Genomic DNA, 13,862 nt, shown 5'->3' on the forward strand with positions numbered 1-13,862 from the left:
GACTGTCCTTATTTTGCCGCAAGGATTTTGTCGAACTGGTTTTAACTAATTGACGTCAAGTTCTTCAGCAAAGCCGTCACCATCCGAGGTCGGCGAGCTCGGTGGCGCCCTGCGGCGGGACACCGACCCGCCCGGCCGGCGTGCGGGAGAACCGCGGCGCCGGCGCGGCCTGCCGCACACCCCCGACGTCGATCAGGGTGTCGCGCGCCCGCAGGTGCGCGCTGTCGGCGGCCTCGGCCCAGCTCAACACCGGCGTGACGCAGGCGTCGGCGCCGGCGAACACCGCCACCCACTCGTCACGCGTGCGCGTGGCAATTCTGGCCTCGAACGCGGCGCGCAGCTGCGGCCAGCGGTCGCGTTCGAACTGCCCGGGTACCTCGTCGGCCCGCAACTCCAGGCCGGCGAGCAACCCCGCGAAGAACTGTGGCTCGATCGCCCCGACCGCCAGGTGACCGCCGTCGGCCGTCTCATAGGTTCGGTAGAACGGGGCGCCGCCGTCGAGCAGGAATGACTCGCGTTGATCGGCAAGCGATCCCGTCGCCTTCATGGTCCACATCATCTGAGCCAGCATGCTGACCCCGTCGACCATCGCCGCGTCGATCACCTGCCCCGCTCCGGACCGCTCACGCTCGTAGAGCGCGGCGAGGATCCCGGCCAGCGCCAGCATGGAACCGCCGCCGAAATCGGCGACCAGGTTCAGCGGTGCGACCGGAGGGCGATCCCGATATCCGATGGCGCTCAGCACCCCGGTCTGGGAAAGATAGTTGATGTCGTGCCCGGCGGTCTGCGCCAACGGCCCGTCCTGCCCCCACCCGGTGATGCGCGCATAGATCAGCCGCGGGTTCACCGCGGTGCACTCGTCGGGTCCGATGCCGAGCCGCTCGCAGGTGCCGGGGCGGAAACAATCCAGCAGCACATCGGCTTTCGCGACCAGATCGAGTAACACCTGCGGTTCGCGCTTCACATCGACGTCAACGACGCGCTTGCCGCGGTGCAGCAGGTCGACGTTCTCGGCGGGCATCTGCAATGAACCGGGCCGACGGACGCGCACCACGTCGGCGCCGAGATCGGACAGCATCATCGCCGCATGCGGCCCGGGCCCGATCCCGCCGAGTTCGACGATCCGGACGCCGGCCAGCGGACCGGTGCCGTTCCTTGATCCCCGGTCGCTTCGCTCCTGCCCGCCGGTCACCCCTTCTTGACCTTGAGCACCTGCTTGCGCAACCCGTCGGTGGCCACATCGATGGCACCGGACATGACCTTCTTGAGTAGAAAGCCGGGCAACGGGATCGCCAGATCGATGGTCATATCGAAGCGGACGCGGGTCTTGTCCCCCTCGGGTGTCAGCGTGTAGCTGCACTCCTGGGACTTCAACTGACTGGCCTCGACCAGCACCCAGCTGACCTTGTTCTCCTCCCACGTGTAGTCGATGGTCAGCTGATCGCTGATACCGACGGTCTTGATGGTCTGGACAACACGGTGCGGGCGGCCCTCCGCGTCCCGGTCGACCACCTCAGCCTTCTGATACTGGGGAGACCACGACGGGGTGGATTCGACGTCGGCGACGACGGCGAGGATCTCCTCCGGGGTCGCCTCGATGACCACTTCACGGGAAACGCTGGTTGCCATGGGCTGACAGTAGCGACCCCCGGACCACCTCGGGTGCACTATGCCGACGGCACCAGCAGGGACTCCCAAGTGCGCTCGCCCGACTGTGCCAGGTCGCCCTGTGTGTAGCGCCTGCCGTCGGGTCCGATGTACGAACCGGTGGCCGGGTCGTACACCGCGACCGCGACATTCTGCGGTGCACCGCCGACCGGCGCCCCGGCGACCGGAGCGGCGGGCGCCGGCGCACCGGCAGGCTCCGTCGCGTTCGAGGTACCACCCCCGATCGGCGGTGGCGGTTCGCCGGGTGCGGACACCCCGGGCGGGTACTGCGGCACACCCTGCCCACTGAGCGTCGCGTTCGGGTCGCCCTTCCAGTTGTAGCCGTCGTTGAGTGGGACGTACTCCTCGTCGCTCTCGCAGATCTCCACGGTGGGGGCGCGTTTCCACGGTTTCGTCTCACACGGGATGTTGCGTACCCCACGGACGTTGAGATCGGAGTTCTGCGGCACCCGGCAGTACAACTCCCCCGATGGACGGTCCGGGGCGTCGACATCGGAGGGGATGCGCTGCTGGCGGACGGGCAGGAAACCGGTGTTGCACGGCGGTGGCCAGTTCAGGTTCAGGTTGAAGTCCAGATAGATCCCGCGGTACGCCTGTTTGGTGTTCGCATTGGCCGTGGTGATCGCGGACATGACGGCCGTTCCTTGCGGGTACAACACCAGCAGTTGTTCCAGATCCGCGCGGTAGGTCACCGCGATATCACCCAGGCTGACCATGTTCGCCAGCAGGACCGGTAGCGCGGGGGCGAACCGGTCGAACAGCGCCTGGCCCTCCTGCAGGGCCGGTCCGCCCTGATCGAGCAGATCCCCGAAAGCGGCGTCCTGGGCCGCGAACTGGCCGGTCACCGAGGCCATCCGCGACGCCCATGTCTGGATCGAATCGGCGGTCCGCGCTTGGGAGTCCAGCACTGCCGGTGACTGGTCGATCAATGTGGTCAGCTGATCGGTGACGGCACCGGCATCGGTGGCGACAGCGGTCGAACCGTCGACGATCTGGGCGAGTTCACGCCCGAGACCACCGACCGCGGTGTCGGCCTCGTCGACCAGGGTGCGCAGATTCTCCCGCGGAATGGCTTGCAGCGCAGTATTGGTCGCATCGAGCAGACCGGCGATATCGGCGGGCACCGATACCCTGCCGGCTGCGATGGCATCGCCGTCGCGCAGGTTCGGGCCATCCGCCCCGTTCGGGGTCAGCTCGACGAACTGTTCACCGATCGCCGACCGGCTGTGCACCGCGGCGGAGACATCGGCGGGCACCGGGGTGTCCGATTCCAGTGTGAGGACGGCCCGAACCCCGACGTCGGTCACATCGACGGAGGTGACGCGACCGATTTCGTCACCGCGGTAGGTCACCACCGATGTCGGATAGAGCCCGCCGGAACGGGGCAGCTCAAGGGTGACCTCATAGCGCCCGACACCCAGCAGTGCCGGTGCCTGGACGAACCCGAAAAGCATGACGGCGCCGGCGATCACGGTGATCGATCCGAGGACGGCCAGTTGGATCCAGACCTTGCGGTGCAGACGTATCACGTCAGTACGCCCCCCACCGGTACGGTGCGACCAGCGGGTTGCCCGCCGTGTACGGGCTCGGCATGGTGCCGATGGTGCGGCCCCACTGCATCTCCAGTTCGGTCAGGTCGCCCTCCCACCGGGTGCCGGTGAAGATGCTGCTGTCCAGCCGGCTCAAGGTGAGATCGACGATGAGGCTGATATTGGCGAAGTCACCGCGGAACCAGTTCGGGATGGTGCTCTTCACCCATGGGTAGGTGGACAGGAAGTCCAGACCCCTGGTGAGGGCGGGTCCGGCGTCGGCGAGTTCGCGGAATACCGGCGCGATCTGACGCAGATTGTTCACCAACGACTCACGGCTCTGCTGCACCGTCGAGTTCGCGATCGCGCTGAACTTGCCGAGCGCATCGATCGCATCGATCGCATCGGCCAGTGTGGTTCGCGAGTCGGCGAGAACCTTCAGCGCCTGCGGCATGGTGGTCAGCGCCCGGTCGACGACGGCGTCGTTGGCCGCCACCTTCCCGGCGAGATCGTTGAGGTGTTCGGTGGCGGTGATGATGTCATCGGTTTGTGCGTTCAGCGCGCTGATAAAGGTGTCGAGTTGGGTGAGCAGACTGCGCATCTCGTCTTCACGCCCGGCCAGTGCTGTCGCGAAGCTCTGGTTGATCTCCTGCAACTGAGCCAGCCCGCCGCCGTTGAGCAGGACCGACACCGAGGCCAGTGTCTGCTCGGTAGTGGGGTAAGTCGCGGCCGAAGACAGCGGTATCACCGACCCGTCGGTCAATCGGCCCTGCGGGACCGCGTCGGTGGGTGGAGCGAGTTCGATGTGCATGGAGCCCAGCAAGCTGGTCTGGCCCACCTTCACCGTGGCATTTGCGGGCAGCACGACGTCTCCGTCGATGCGCATGGTGACCAGGGCATGCCAGTCCTGAACCTCGATCTTGGTGACGTTTCCGACGTTGACGTCGGCAACCCGCACGCGGGTGTTCTGCTGGATCACCACCACATCCGGTAGCTGCGCCTGGATGGTGTAGGCGCCGTCGCCGGTGCCCGCGGTGCCGGGCAGGCTCAACGAGTTCAGGCCTCGCCACTGGCATCCCGGTACCAGTGCGAGCACCGCAACGAGGATCCCGACCACCGCGCTGCGGCTCACGGGGTGCCACCCGGCACCATCAGACCGGGCAGGCCGGCGGCGGGGTCGGTCGGAACCGCAGGGCCCTCGGCGGCCAACATGCCGATCGGGTCCGGCGGCGGTGGCGCAGCCGGGACGAAGTCGGGCCGGAGGTGGTTCTCGCTGTAGGTGATCTCGTTGGGGCGTGCGGTGGCCCCGACGAACGGATTACCGCCGATCGGCAGGAAGTTGTACTGCCGATTCTTGACGATGGGCGCCAGATACTGCGTGCAGAGTTTGGCGGACTGCTCACTGTTCAATCGGGAGGCGGCCTGCACTGCGCCGCAGATGAATCCGACGGTGTTGGCGAAATTGCCCAGTGCCATGATGCCGGTGACGGCGGCCTGCGCGGGCTGATAGATGTTCATGAAGTTCTGGAACACCGTCGGTGCGACGTGCAGGACCTGTTTGACGTCACCTCGGCGCTCGTTGAGCGCGGTGGTGACGGCGGTGAACCGGTCGACGGTGGTGCCCAGTGATTCCCGATTGTCGGCAATGAATCCGCGCAGATCGGTGACGGCGGCGTCGAGACCCGAGGTGGCGTCGGCGATCTCGTCGGGGGTGTTCGACAGCACGGTCGACACGTCGGCGAGGTTCACGTTGAACCTGGCCATCAGGTCACTGCTGGCAGACAGCGCCGACACCAGCATTTGCAGGTTGCGGACGGTGCTGAAGATATCGGTGCTGTGGTCACCGAGCACCGACATCGCCTGTGAGAGTTTGAGGACGGTGTCACGGGCGGTGCCGCCCTGGCCGCGCAGGTTCTCCGCTGCGCTGTTGATGAATTCACCGACGGCGTTCGGGCCTCCGGGCGTCGTCGGCTGCAGGGCTTCGGTGAGCTTCTGCAATTGCGCGCGGAAGTCGTCCCATTCCACCGGAACGGCCGTGCGCTCCAGCGGGATCGCGGCGCCGGCGGCGAGTTTCGGTCCACCGTCATAGGCGGGCACCAGTTGGATGGCCCGGGCGCTCACCAGGGACGGTGAGAGCACGGCGGCCCGGACGTCGGCGGGCACCGGGTAGCGGGCATCCACCGAGAAGGTGACCTTGATGTTCTGCGGTTGCGGCTCGATCGATTCGATATCTCCGACGGCGACGCCGAGAATCCGGACCTCGTCACCGACATACAGGCCGTTGGTGTTGGCGAAGTAGCCGACGTAGGTGTTGGTGACGACCCGGTCCCACCACGAGGTGCCCACGACCGAGATGCCGACGACCAGCAGCACCGACAGCACGGCGGCCAGCGCGATCCGCAACTTCGCCGTCATGGTGCGACCTCACCGGGCGCGGGAACATACACCGCGGTCGGGCCGACCGGCGCAGGACCGGCGAACCCGGGCGGGGGTGCTGCCGGCGGACCCGGCGGTGGGCCACCCGGTGGCGGGCCGGGTAGCGGCTGCCGGTAAGGGTACCGCGGATCGCCTGGATGTCCGGTGATGGCATCGGGCAGAGTGAGATTCGGCTCGCCACCCTGGCCGGTGCGCGGGAACGGCACCGGCAGCGCCGGGGTACCGGGTTGGCCCACGCCGGGATCGACCAGCTGCGAGGGCACCCGCACGTTCGGGTCCAGACCCAGATCCGAGAAGGCCGCATCGACGAACGGTTGGACGAATTGGCCGGGCAGCAGGTTCACCAGCGAGGCCTTGAAGAACGGGCCGGAGCCGAGCACCTCACCAAAGGACATCGCGTAGCGGCGCAACAGGTACAGCGTGCGCTGCAGTTCCTGTTTACGGTTGTCCAGGATCGACAGCACTCCGTTGAGCTTGTCCAGGGCGGGTTGCAGTTGTTCGCGGTTGTCGGCCACCAGGCCGGACAGCTGGGCCGATGCCGCTGCCAGATTGCCCATGAACGCGTCCACCGAATCTCGTTGTGACAGTAGCTCGGCCAGCAGGGCGTTGGCGTTGACCACGAGCGAGGCGATCTGGTCGCTGCGCTTGGCCAGCACTCCGGTCACCTTGTCGGCATCGGCGAGCAGGGTGCGCAGCTGGGCGTCGCGAGTGTTGAGGGTGTCGGAGAACTGCGCGACACCTTCGAGGGCGAGCTTCAGGTCGGCCGGGGTGTTCTGGAAGGTCTCGGCCAGGGTCGACAATGCGGTGGACAGTTGGGTGGTGTCCAGCCCGCTGATGGTGGTGGTGAGATCCCCAAGGGCGGTGGGCAGATCGTAGGGTGAGGTGGTCCGTTCCAGCGGGATGGTCCCGTCGAGTTCGCCGTCGCCCTGCGGGATGAGTTCGAGCATCTTGGTGCCCAGCACCGTCTCGGTCTTGATGGCCGCCTCGGTGCGGTCACCGAGTTCGACGTCGTCATCGACGGTGAACTCGACGAGAACCTTGGTGCCCTCCAACGTCACGCTCGACACGCGACCGACACCGTATCCGGAGACCCGGACATCGCTGCCCGGTTTGATACCACCGGCCTCGGCGAAATACGCGGTGTAGTCCGAAGTCCCCTTGATGACGGGCAATTTGTCGTAGGAGAAGGCGGCTGCCACGACCGCGACCAGCACAAGGGTGCCCACGGCTCCGACGGCCGCGCGGTTGCGTTCGGCGATGGGTTTCATTTCTTCGGTGTGCACCTTCCGGTGTCCTGGCCGGCCAGCTTGATGTACACGGGTTGACCACCCTTCCCGTTGACCTTGAGCGCGGCATCGCAGAGGTAGAAGCCGAAGTAGTCGCCGTAGAGGCCCTGCCGGGCAAGGATCTGGTAGGTATCGGGCAGGGTCCGCACCAGCTCGTCGACGTAGTCATGGTCGGCCATGATCTGTCCGGCGACCCGGTCCGTCTGCGCCACGGCCTCTTTCACCGGTTCCCGCGCCTGCACCAACAGGTCGGCGACGGTACCGGCCGCGGCGCTGATATGCGCCACGCCGGTGGCGATATCGTTGCGACGGTCGGCTAGACCCTGCACCAGGCTCGACAGGTCACCCAGCCCCGCGGAGAACTGGTCATCGCGTGCGGCGAACGTACTCAGCACGGTGTTGAGGTTGGTGATCACCTGCCCGATCAGTTCGTCGCGTCCGGCCAGCGTCTTGGTCAGCGCCGAGGTCTGGGCCAGCACCGAGGACACCGTGCCGCCCTGGCCCTGGAACACCGTGAGTAGTTGCCCGGACAACGCGTTCACCTGGTCGGGATCCAGCGCTCGGAACAGCGGTCGGAAGCCGCCGATCAACGCGTCGACATCGAGGGCGGGGTGGGTGCGCTCCAGCGGGATGGTCTGGCCGGGCTGTAGCGGTCGCACCGAACCGGGTCCCTCCTCCAGCGCGAGGTAGCGGTCGCCGATCAGGTTTTCGTAGCGCACCGCGGCCGTGGTGCCCTCGGTGAGGGACAAACCCCTGTCGACGGCGAATTCGACGGTGACGGTGCCGTCCTTGTGCAGGGTCAAGTTGGTCACCTTGCCCACCTCGACGCCGGCGATGCGGACGAAGTTGCCGCCCTTGAGACCGGAGATGTTGGTGAACACGGCGCTGTAGGAGACCCGCGAGTCGAAGCGGAACTGCCCGAAGACGGTGACGAGGGCGAAAAGGAACACCAGGCACATGGCCGTGAACCCCGTGACCCGCACCACGGTGCCGGTGATGCTCTTGCGGCGCATGACAGGTCCTTCCTACGGGGTGGGTGGGCCGGGTGGCGGGAACGTCGCCGGGGTCGGCGGGAGCGGGAACGGTGGTGCCGGCGCTCCGAACGGGCCCGGCCCCGGGGCGGGGCCACCGGGATGGCGGATGCTCGGCTGTTCGGGAACCGCGCGGGTGACCGGAAGGTAGTCGGCCCAGCCGGGGAAGCCGATACCGGGGTTGGTGCGGATCTCGTTGGGCAGGGCGCCCCAACCGGTGTCGGTGACCAGCGCCTTGACCGGGAAGTTCTGGCTGACATCGGGCAGTGAACCGCAGCTCGGCTTCCCACCGGGGCCGCCGGTGGCATTGGTCTTGGGCAGGTTCTGCGGGAATCGGTAGGCGTCGTCACCGGCGAGCATCGCCGCGTCCATGATGACCGATTTCCCGTTGCCGCCGAGGGCATCACGGCCACCGTGTTCCAGGAACCAGACCGCGCCCTGGAACAGGCACGTGTACGTCGGTGAGTACTTCATCAGCAGGGCAGTGGTCGGGTCGAGCAGATTCATGGCGCGAACCAGTGCAGTTTGGTTACCGCCGATCACGTCGATACCCGATCGGGAGAAGCCGACCGCCGAGAGCAGCAGGGTGTCCAGCGACTGCGCATGACTTGCGATGGTCGAAGAGGTGGTCGAGAACGAATCGAGGATCGATACGATATCCTGCGCCGCAGCGGAATACGCGGCAGCGGTCTGTCCGAACAACTGCCAGTCGCGTTGCACGGTGGGCATCCGCGGATTGACCGCCAGCAACACCTTGTTCGCGTCGGTGATCGCCCGGCCTATCCGATCACCCTTGCCGCGCAGCGATTCCGACACCGCAGCCAGCACAGCGTTGAGCTTTGCCGGGTCGACGGCCTGCACGACGGCTTGCAGGTTCTCGAACACGGTGTTGACCTCGACGGTGACGTTACGACTGCGCAGCACCGCACCGGGTGTCAGCCGGCCCGCGCTGGGCCCGGAGTCGGGCACGATGAGATCCACATACTTGGCTCCGAAGGCCGTGGTGGACTTGATCTCGGCCTCGACGTTGGCGGGCAGATGCTCGAACGGCCCGGGGTACATGTTGAGATGCAGTGCAGCGAAGCCTGATTCGGTGCCGATCGATCCGACCTCACCGACCTGCACGCCATGCAGTTTGACCTTCGCACCATTCTCCATCACCAGGCCGGCCCGGTCGGATATCAACGTGACGGGCACGAACGTGCGCAGCGTCCCGAAGAACAACAGCGCGGTCATCACCGTCAGCGCGATGATGACGATCAGCAGGACGGGCGCATACCAGATCGGGTCGATCTTCTCGCGGCGCGGTGCATTGTTCACGCGCTACCCCGAGAGATGGAAGTTGCCGGACTGCCCGTACACCGACAGCGTGATGGTCAACAGGACGAACACCGTTGCGGTGACGGAGGTCCGCACGGCACGGCCGACCGCTTCCCCCACCCCGGCCGGACCGCCGGTCGCGGTGAATCCGTAGTAGGTGTGCACCACCATCACCGCGGCGGCCATCGACAGCGCCGCCACGAAAGACCACAACAGGTCCGAGGGCCGCAGGAACGTGGAGAAGTAATGGTCGTAAACGCCGGCGGACTGACCGTAGACGACGGTGGTGCCCAACCGTGTTGCCAGGAAGGACATCAGGACGGCGACGGTGTAGAGCGGAATCACCACCACCACACCGGCCACGATGCGGGTGGACACCAGATAGGTGATGGCCCGGATTCCCATCACCTCGAGGGCGTCGATCTCCTCGTTGATCCGCATGGCGCCGAGCTGCGCGGTGGCACCCGCACCGATGGTCGCGGCCAGCGCCACCCCGGCGGTGGCGGGTGCGATGAACCGGACGTTGAGGAAGGCCGACAGGAATCCGGTGAGCGCCTCGATGCCGACATTGGACAGCGTGTTGTACCCCTGCACGGCGATCAGCGCACCGGTGGACAGCGTCAGGAAACCGATGATGACGACGGTGCCACCGATCACGGCCAGAGCGCCGGTGCCCATGCCCATCACGGCGATGAGCCGCAGCACCTCGCCCGGGTAGCGGCGGACCGCGTCTCCGATATGGGCCAGGGACTGGCCGTAGAAGGCGGTCTGCTCGCCGAGCAGGCGGGTCCGGTCGACCAACCCTTGCCCGAAAGTGGTCATCAGGGCGCCACTTTCACGCCGAGCGCAGTGGCCAGGATGTTGATCAGGAACAGCGCCATGAACGCGAAGACCACGGTCTCGTTGACCGCGTTACCCACGCCGGTCGGTCCGCCGCCCACCGACAATCCCTTGTAGCAGGCGATCAACCCGGCGGAGAGCCCGAAGAGCAGCGCCTTGACCAGCGAGACGATGACCTGCGGCAGACCGGTGAGCAGTGTCAAGCCCGCGACGAAGGCTCCCGGGGTGACGTTCTGGACGTAGACGACGAACAGGTAGCTGCCGGTCAGCCCCACCACGGCCACCACCGAGTAGAGCATCAGGGCGACGAAGGTGGCCGCGATGACGCGGGGCACCACCAGCGCCTGCACCGGGTTGACGCCGATGACCTTCATCGCGTCGATCTCTTCGCGGATGGTGCGGGCACCGAGGTCGGCGCACATGGCGGTGGCGCCGGCGCCTGCGACGACGATGGCCGTGACGACGGGTCCCACCTGCGTCACCGAGGCCAGCGCGGCACCTGCTCCGGACAGGTCGCCGGCACCTATTTCGAGCAACACGATGTTGAGCGTGAAGACGATCAGCACCGTGTAGGGAATGGACAGCATGATGGTCGGGAAGATCGATACCCGGGCCACGAAGGCGATCTGGTCGAAGAGCTCCCGCCATGCGAACGGGCGCCGGAACATGGCACCGAACGATTCCGCGCTGAGCACCATGAAGCCACCCACGGCATCCATGGACTTCGTCAACTGACCGGAGGTGCTCATCGCGGCGGACGTTATGACCGGTGGAATTTGCTGTCAAAGGCAACTGTCAGCTGTATGCCGACGTCAATAACCAATTTGGCTGGTGGCCATTCCTCGCACGATTCAGCTCAACGTGATTCGATCACGGTGATGCATAGTGCCCGCACTGCGTAGACTCGCCCGCGTGGATGTCGACCCCTCGGTTCCCCCATCAGGTAGCGGCTGCGTGGAGTGCGACGCCGACGGCGGGTGGTGGGTCCACCTGCGTCGCTGCACCGCGTGCGGGCATATCGGCTGCTGTGACGATTCGCTGGCGCGGCACGCCTCACAACACTGGCGCAGCAGCGGCCACCCGATCATCCGCAGTTTCGAGCCGGGTGAGGACTGGTTCTGGAACTACGACACCGACCAGTATTACGACGGCCCGGAACTGTGTGCACCCCAGGCACACCCCGCCGACCAGTCGGTTCCCGGACCCCGCTCGCGGGTGCCCGCGGACTGGATGCAGCAGCTGCAGAACCGGGATCGCTGAGCACCGTTTTCGACCCGCAGGAAACGGGTATCGAATCCGCGTGAGCGCAGATCCCAAGACCACCGAGTCAGATGCAGGTAAACCGGGCGCCGAGGATGATGTCCTGAGCGACCCGGCCAAGGGTGCCGAGGACCGTTCGGACTGGTCCGACGAGGGCGGCGCGCCGGCCGGCGAAGAACACGCCTAGCCCGCGTCGGCGAACACCGCCTGCGCAGCGTTGTAGCCCGGTATGAACGTGATACCCGGTCCGCCGTGGCATCCGGCGCTGCCGAGGTAGAGGCCGTCGATGGGGATCGGCTGGTCGACAAAGCCTTTCGGCCCGGGACGATTCGGACCCATCTGCTCGGGGTGGATCAATCCATGGCAGTAGTCGCCACCGGGCGCGCCGAACATGGTGCCCATGTGCTTGGGCGTGAAGGTGGTGTGCCGGATGATCCGCTGCTCGAAATCCGGTGCAAGCCGGGTGATCTTGTCGATCACCCGACGCCCCATCTCGACCTTGAGATCACCGTAGGACGCCCGCGCGTTGCCCTCTACGGGGAACCACAACGAGAAGGCCGACACGGCATGCTTGCCCGGCGGGGCGAGGTCCGGATCCTGCACCGAGGGCATCTGCATGGCAATCGCCGGGTCGGCGGGCACGATGCCGCGCCGACTCTGCTCCCACTGCTCCTGTAATTCCTCCGGAGTGTTGAAAAGCCCTATTGCCGACTGCATCTCGGGATCATTGAGCATCGCGTACGGGTCGGCAAAGGTGGGTAGACCGTCGAGCGCGAAATGCATCTGCAAGTAACTGCCACGGTGGTCGGTGCGGGCGAAGCGGTCACGCACGTCGCCGGGCAGCGCGACGGGGTCGAGCAGTTGGGTGATGGTGATATCGGGCGACAATGCGGAGACGACGACGGGCGCGCTCACTTCGCTGCCGTCCTCGAGTCGGACCCCGGTGACCCGGCCCGCTTCGGTGCGGATCCGTTCGACCTTGGATCGCAGACGCACCTCACCGCCGCCGTCGACGAGCATCTCGCGCAGGTGGGCGGTCAGTGCGCCGATGCCGCCGCGGAGTTTCTTCATCAGCACCGCATTCTCGTCGGGCACCGCCAGACCGAATGCCAGCGCCGCGGCACTGCCCGGTGTCGAGGGACCACGATAGGTGGTGTTGACCGCAAGGAACGACAGCATCCCGCGGAGCGCACCATGCTTCTCGGCATCGGGCAGATAGCGGTCCAGCACATCGGTGACCGACCCGAACAGCATGTCGGTGATGGCCGCGTGCTCGAACTCGTTTGTCGCGCTGGCATACATCTCGTCGAGCGTCTTGGGCGGTAAACCCGCCTCGAATCGTCCGAGAGCGCGGGTCGGGGCCTGACTCCACGCCATCAGCCCCGCCATGCCGGTGACCGCCTCGGCGCCGTGTACCTCGTTGAGGTGAGTGAGCAGCTTCATCGGGTCGGTGTAGTAGACGACCGGATCGTCGCCGATACCGCGCAGCGATACCGACATGACGTCGACCTCGACACACGGCAAGGTGTCCAGCCGGAGCTCGCGGCTCACCACCGCCGAGGTCGGGAACTGCAGCGACCCGGCGATCTCGAAGTGATAGCCATCGAAAAGCTCGACGGTGGAGGCCATTCCGCCGGCATAAAGCTTGGCGTCCAGGCAAAGGGTGCGACGTCCCGCCCGCTGCAGGAGGGCGGCGGCGGCCAGGCCGTTGTGACCCGCGCCGACGACGATGGCATCAAAGCTGTCCGACATCACCCGAGGCTGACATCGGTCCGATGTTTTGTCAATAATGACAAAACATCTAGCGCTGCGGAACCACGCCCGCTTCCAACGAGTCCAGCGCCGTACGGCACAGCCGGGCCAGCTCGGGTAGAGACCGGTCCTCGGCGAGCATCCACACCTCCATGGCGCCGAACACCGCGGCGGCGATGCACCGCGCTGTGACGGTGATCTGCAACCGCGTGTCGATATCGGTCGCCGGTGGTTGATCGTCGCGCAGGTGCTCCTCGACGACCTCGGCGAAGGATGCCTCGACCTGTCTGATGTGCCGAACGATGCGCCCGGGATCCAGCTCGTCGGAGCGCAACTCGGCGATCCGCGCGACGGCGTCGACGTCATAGGGGGATTCCAGGATGGCGGCGTGCACGGCCTCGACGATGGATTCGTCGGCGGACCGGTTGGCCAGCGCGGCGCGAAACCATTCCAGTCCGGCGTCGTAGTCGACGAACAGCAGGTCGTGTTTGGAGGAAAAGTGCCGGTAGAAGGTGCGCAGCGAGACGCCGGCATCGGCGGCGATCTGTTCGGCGGACGTCTCCTCCACGCCCTGGGCCAAGAAGCGCACCATGGCGGCCTTTCGCAGCGCGTCCCTGGTGCGCTCGCTGCGAGCCGTTTGCGCGGGGCGGACCATCGGCTCAACGTACCGCAGGCCGAACCACCCCCGACGCACCCACTTGCGCGCAGCCCATAAGCTCGCAGCAAAGGTCTACAGGGGG

Annotated in this window: 14 protein-coding genes; 2 read left to right on the forward strand and 12 right to left on the reverse strand. The window is 66.4% G+C overall.

Annotated elements, in window-relative coordinates; translation table 11 throughout:
- Window positions 1-76: 76 nt before the first annotated feature.
- Genes FBY28_RS09385 through FBY28_RS09430 form a run of 10 tightly spaced genes read right to left on the reverse strand, consistent with a single transcriptional unit; the run spans window position 77 to window position 10,859 of the window.
- Complete coding sequence (locus FBY28_RS09385) at window positions 77-1,192, reverse strand: CaiB/BaiF CoA transferase family protein (RefSeq protein ID WP_141866163.1); 1,116 nt, start codon at window positions 1,190-1,192, stop codon at window positions 77-79.
- A complete protein-coding gene (locus FBY28_RS09390; RefSeq protein WP_141866165.1) occupies window positions 1,189-1,629 on the reverse strand; it encodes an SRPBCC family protein in 441 nt (146 codons plus the stop codon). The genes FBY28_RS09385 and FBY28_RS09390 overlap by 4 nt, the downstream gene beginning before the upstream one ends.
- Window positions 1,630-1,667: 38 nt before the next feature.
- Window positions 1,668-3,197, reverse strand: coding sequence for an MCE family protein (locus FBY28_RS09395; protein ID WP_141866167.1), 1,530 nt, complete (start codon window positions 3,195-3,197; stop codon window positions 1,668-1,670).
- A 1-nt stretch (window position 3,198) separates the two neighbouring features.
- Window positions 3,199-4,329 (reverse strand): virulence factor Mce family protein, encoded by a 1,131-nt coding sequence (locus tag FBY28_RS09400; protein ID WP_141866170.1) that lies wholly within the window; start codon window positions 4,327-4,329, stop codon window positions 3,199-3,201.
- The gene (locus tag FBY28_RS09405; RefSeq protein ID WP_141866172.1) at window positions 4,326-5,612 is read right to left on the reverse strand and encodes a virulence factor Mce family protein; all 1,287 of its coding nucleotides are present in this window, start codon (window positions 5,610-5,612) and stop codon (window positions 4,326-4,328) included. The genes FBY28_RS09400 and FBY28_RS09405 overlap by 4 nt, the downstream gene beginning before the upstream one ends.
- Window positions 5,609-6,916, reverse strand: coding sequence for an MCE family protein (locus tag FBY28_RS09410; protein ID WP_216847597.1), 1,308 nt, complete (start codon window positions 6,914-6,916; stop codon window positions 5,609-5,611). Before FBY28_RS09410 ends, FBY28_RS09405 begins: the two co-directional genes overlap by 4 nt.
- Window positions 6,898-7,932, reverse strand: coding sequence for an MCE family protein (locus FBY28_RS09415; RefSeq protein ID WP_141866174.1), 1,035 nt, complete (start codon window positions 7,930-7,932; stop codon window positions 6,898-6,900). Before FBY28_RS09415 ends, FBY28_RS09410 begins: the two co-directional genes overlap by 19 nt.
- A gap of 12 nt (window positions 7,933-7,944) precedes the next feature.
- Window positions 7,945-9,270, reverse strand: coding sequence for an MCE family protein (locus FBY28_RS09420; protein WP_141866176.1), 1,326 nt, complete (start codon window positions 9,268-9,270; stop codon window positions 7,945-7,947).
- Between the two features lie 3 nt (window positions 9,271-9,273).
- Entirely contained in the window at window positions 9,274-10,092 is an 819-nt protein-coding gene (locus FBY28_RS09425; RefSeq protein WP_019511138.1) for an ABC transporter permease, read from the reverse strand.
- Window positions 10,092-10,859, reverse strand: a complete 768-nt coding sequence (locus FBY28_RS09430) for an MlaE family ABC transporter permease (protein ID WP_141866179.1) — start codon at window positions 10,857-10,859, stop codon at window positions 10,092-10,094. Before FBY28_RS09430 ends, FBY28_RS09425 begins: the two co-directional genes overlap by 1 nt.
- Before the next feature lie 163 nt (window positions 10,860-11,022).
- Between FBY28_RS09430 and FBY28_RS09435 the strand changes: the two genes are divergently transcribed.
- Window positions 11,023-11,370, forward strand: coding sequence for a UBP-type zinc finger domain-containing protein (locus FBY28_RS09435; RefSeq protein WP_141866181.1), 348 nt, complete (start codon window positions 11,023-11,025; stop codon window positions 11,368-11,370).
- 40 nt (window positions 11,371-11,410) lie between these two features.
- A complete protein-coding gene (locus tag FBY28_RS25870) occupies window positions 11,411-11,557 on the forward strand; it encodes a hypothetical protein (RefSeq protein WP_019511135.1) in 147 nt (48 codons plus the stop codon).
- Here FBY28_RS25870 and FBY28_RS09440 read toward each other — a convergent pair.
- Window positions 11,554-13,122 carry a phytoene desaturase family protein gene (locus FBY28_RS09440; protein ID WP_141866183.1) on the reverse strand — a complete coding sequence of 523 codons (1,569 nt, stop codon included), beginning with the start codon at window positions 13,120-13,122 and terminating at the stop codon, window positions 11,554-11,556. The genes FBY28_RS25870 and FBY28_RS09440 overlap by 4 nt on opposite strands.
- Before the next feature lie 49 nt (window positions 13,123-13,171).
- A complete protein-coding gene (locus FBY28_RS09445; protein ID WP_141866185.1) occupies window positions 13,172-13,777 on the reverse strand; it encodes a TetR/AcrR family transcriptional regulator in 606 nt (201 codons plus the stop codon).
- Between the last annotated feature and the right edge of the window lie 85 nt (window positions 13,778-13,862).

Source organism: Arthrobacter sp. SLBN-53, assembly GCF_006715585.1.
Classification (GTDB): domain Bacteria; phylum Actinomycetota; class Actinomycetes; order Mycobacteriales; family Mycobacteriaceae; genus Mycobacterium; species Mycobacterium neoaurum_A.

What these genes read in the sequence shown, in the direction of transcription:
- FBY28_RS09415 (WP_141866174.1), bottom strand. Translation starts at nt 7,932, where the DNA reads ATGCGCCGCAAGAGCATCACCGGCACCGTGGTGCGGGTCACGGGGTTC.
- FBY28_RS09430 (WP_141866179.1), bottom strand. Translation starts at nt 10,859, where the DNA reads ATGAGCACCTCCGGTCAGTTGACGAAGTCCATGGATGCCGTGGGTGGC.
- FBY28_RS09440 (WP_141866183.1), bottom strand. Translation starts at nt 13,122, where the DNA reads ATGTCGGACAGCTTTGATGCCATCGTCGTCGGCGCGGGTCACAACGGC.
- FBY28_RS09445 (WP_141866185.1), bottom strand. Translation starts at nt 13,777, where the DNA reads ATGGTCCGCCCCGCGCAAACGGCTCGCAGCGAGCGCACCAGGGACGCG.
- FBY28_RS09390 (WP_141866165.1), bottom strand. Translation starts at nt 1,629, where the DNA reads ATGGCAACCAGCGTTTCCCGTGAAGTGGTCATCGAGGCGACCCCGGAG.
- FBY28_RS09425 (WP_019511138.1), bottom strand. Translation starts at nt 10,092, where the DNA reads ATGACCACTTTCGGGCAAGGGTTGGTCGACCGGACCCGCCTGCTCGGC.
- FBY28_RS09405 (WP_141866172.1), bottom strand. Translation starts at nt 5,612, where the DNA reads ATGACGGCGAAGTTGCGGATCGCGCTGGCCGCCGTGCTGTCGGTGCTG.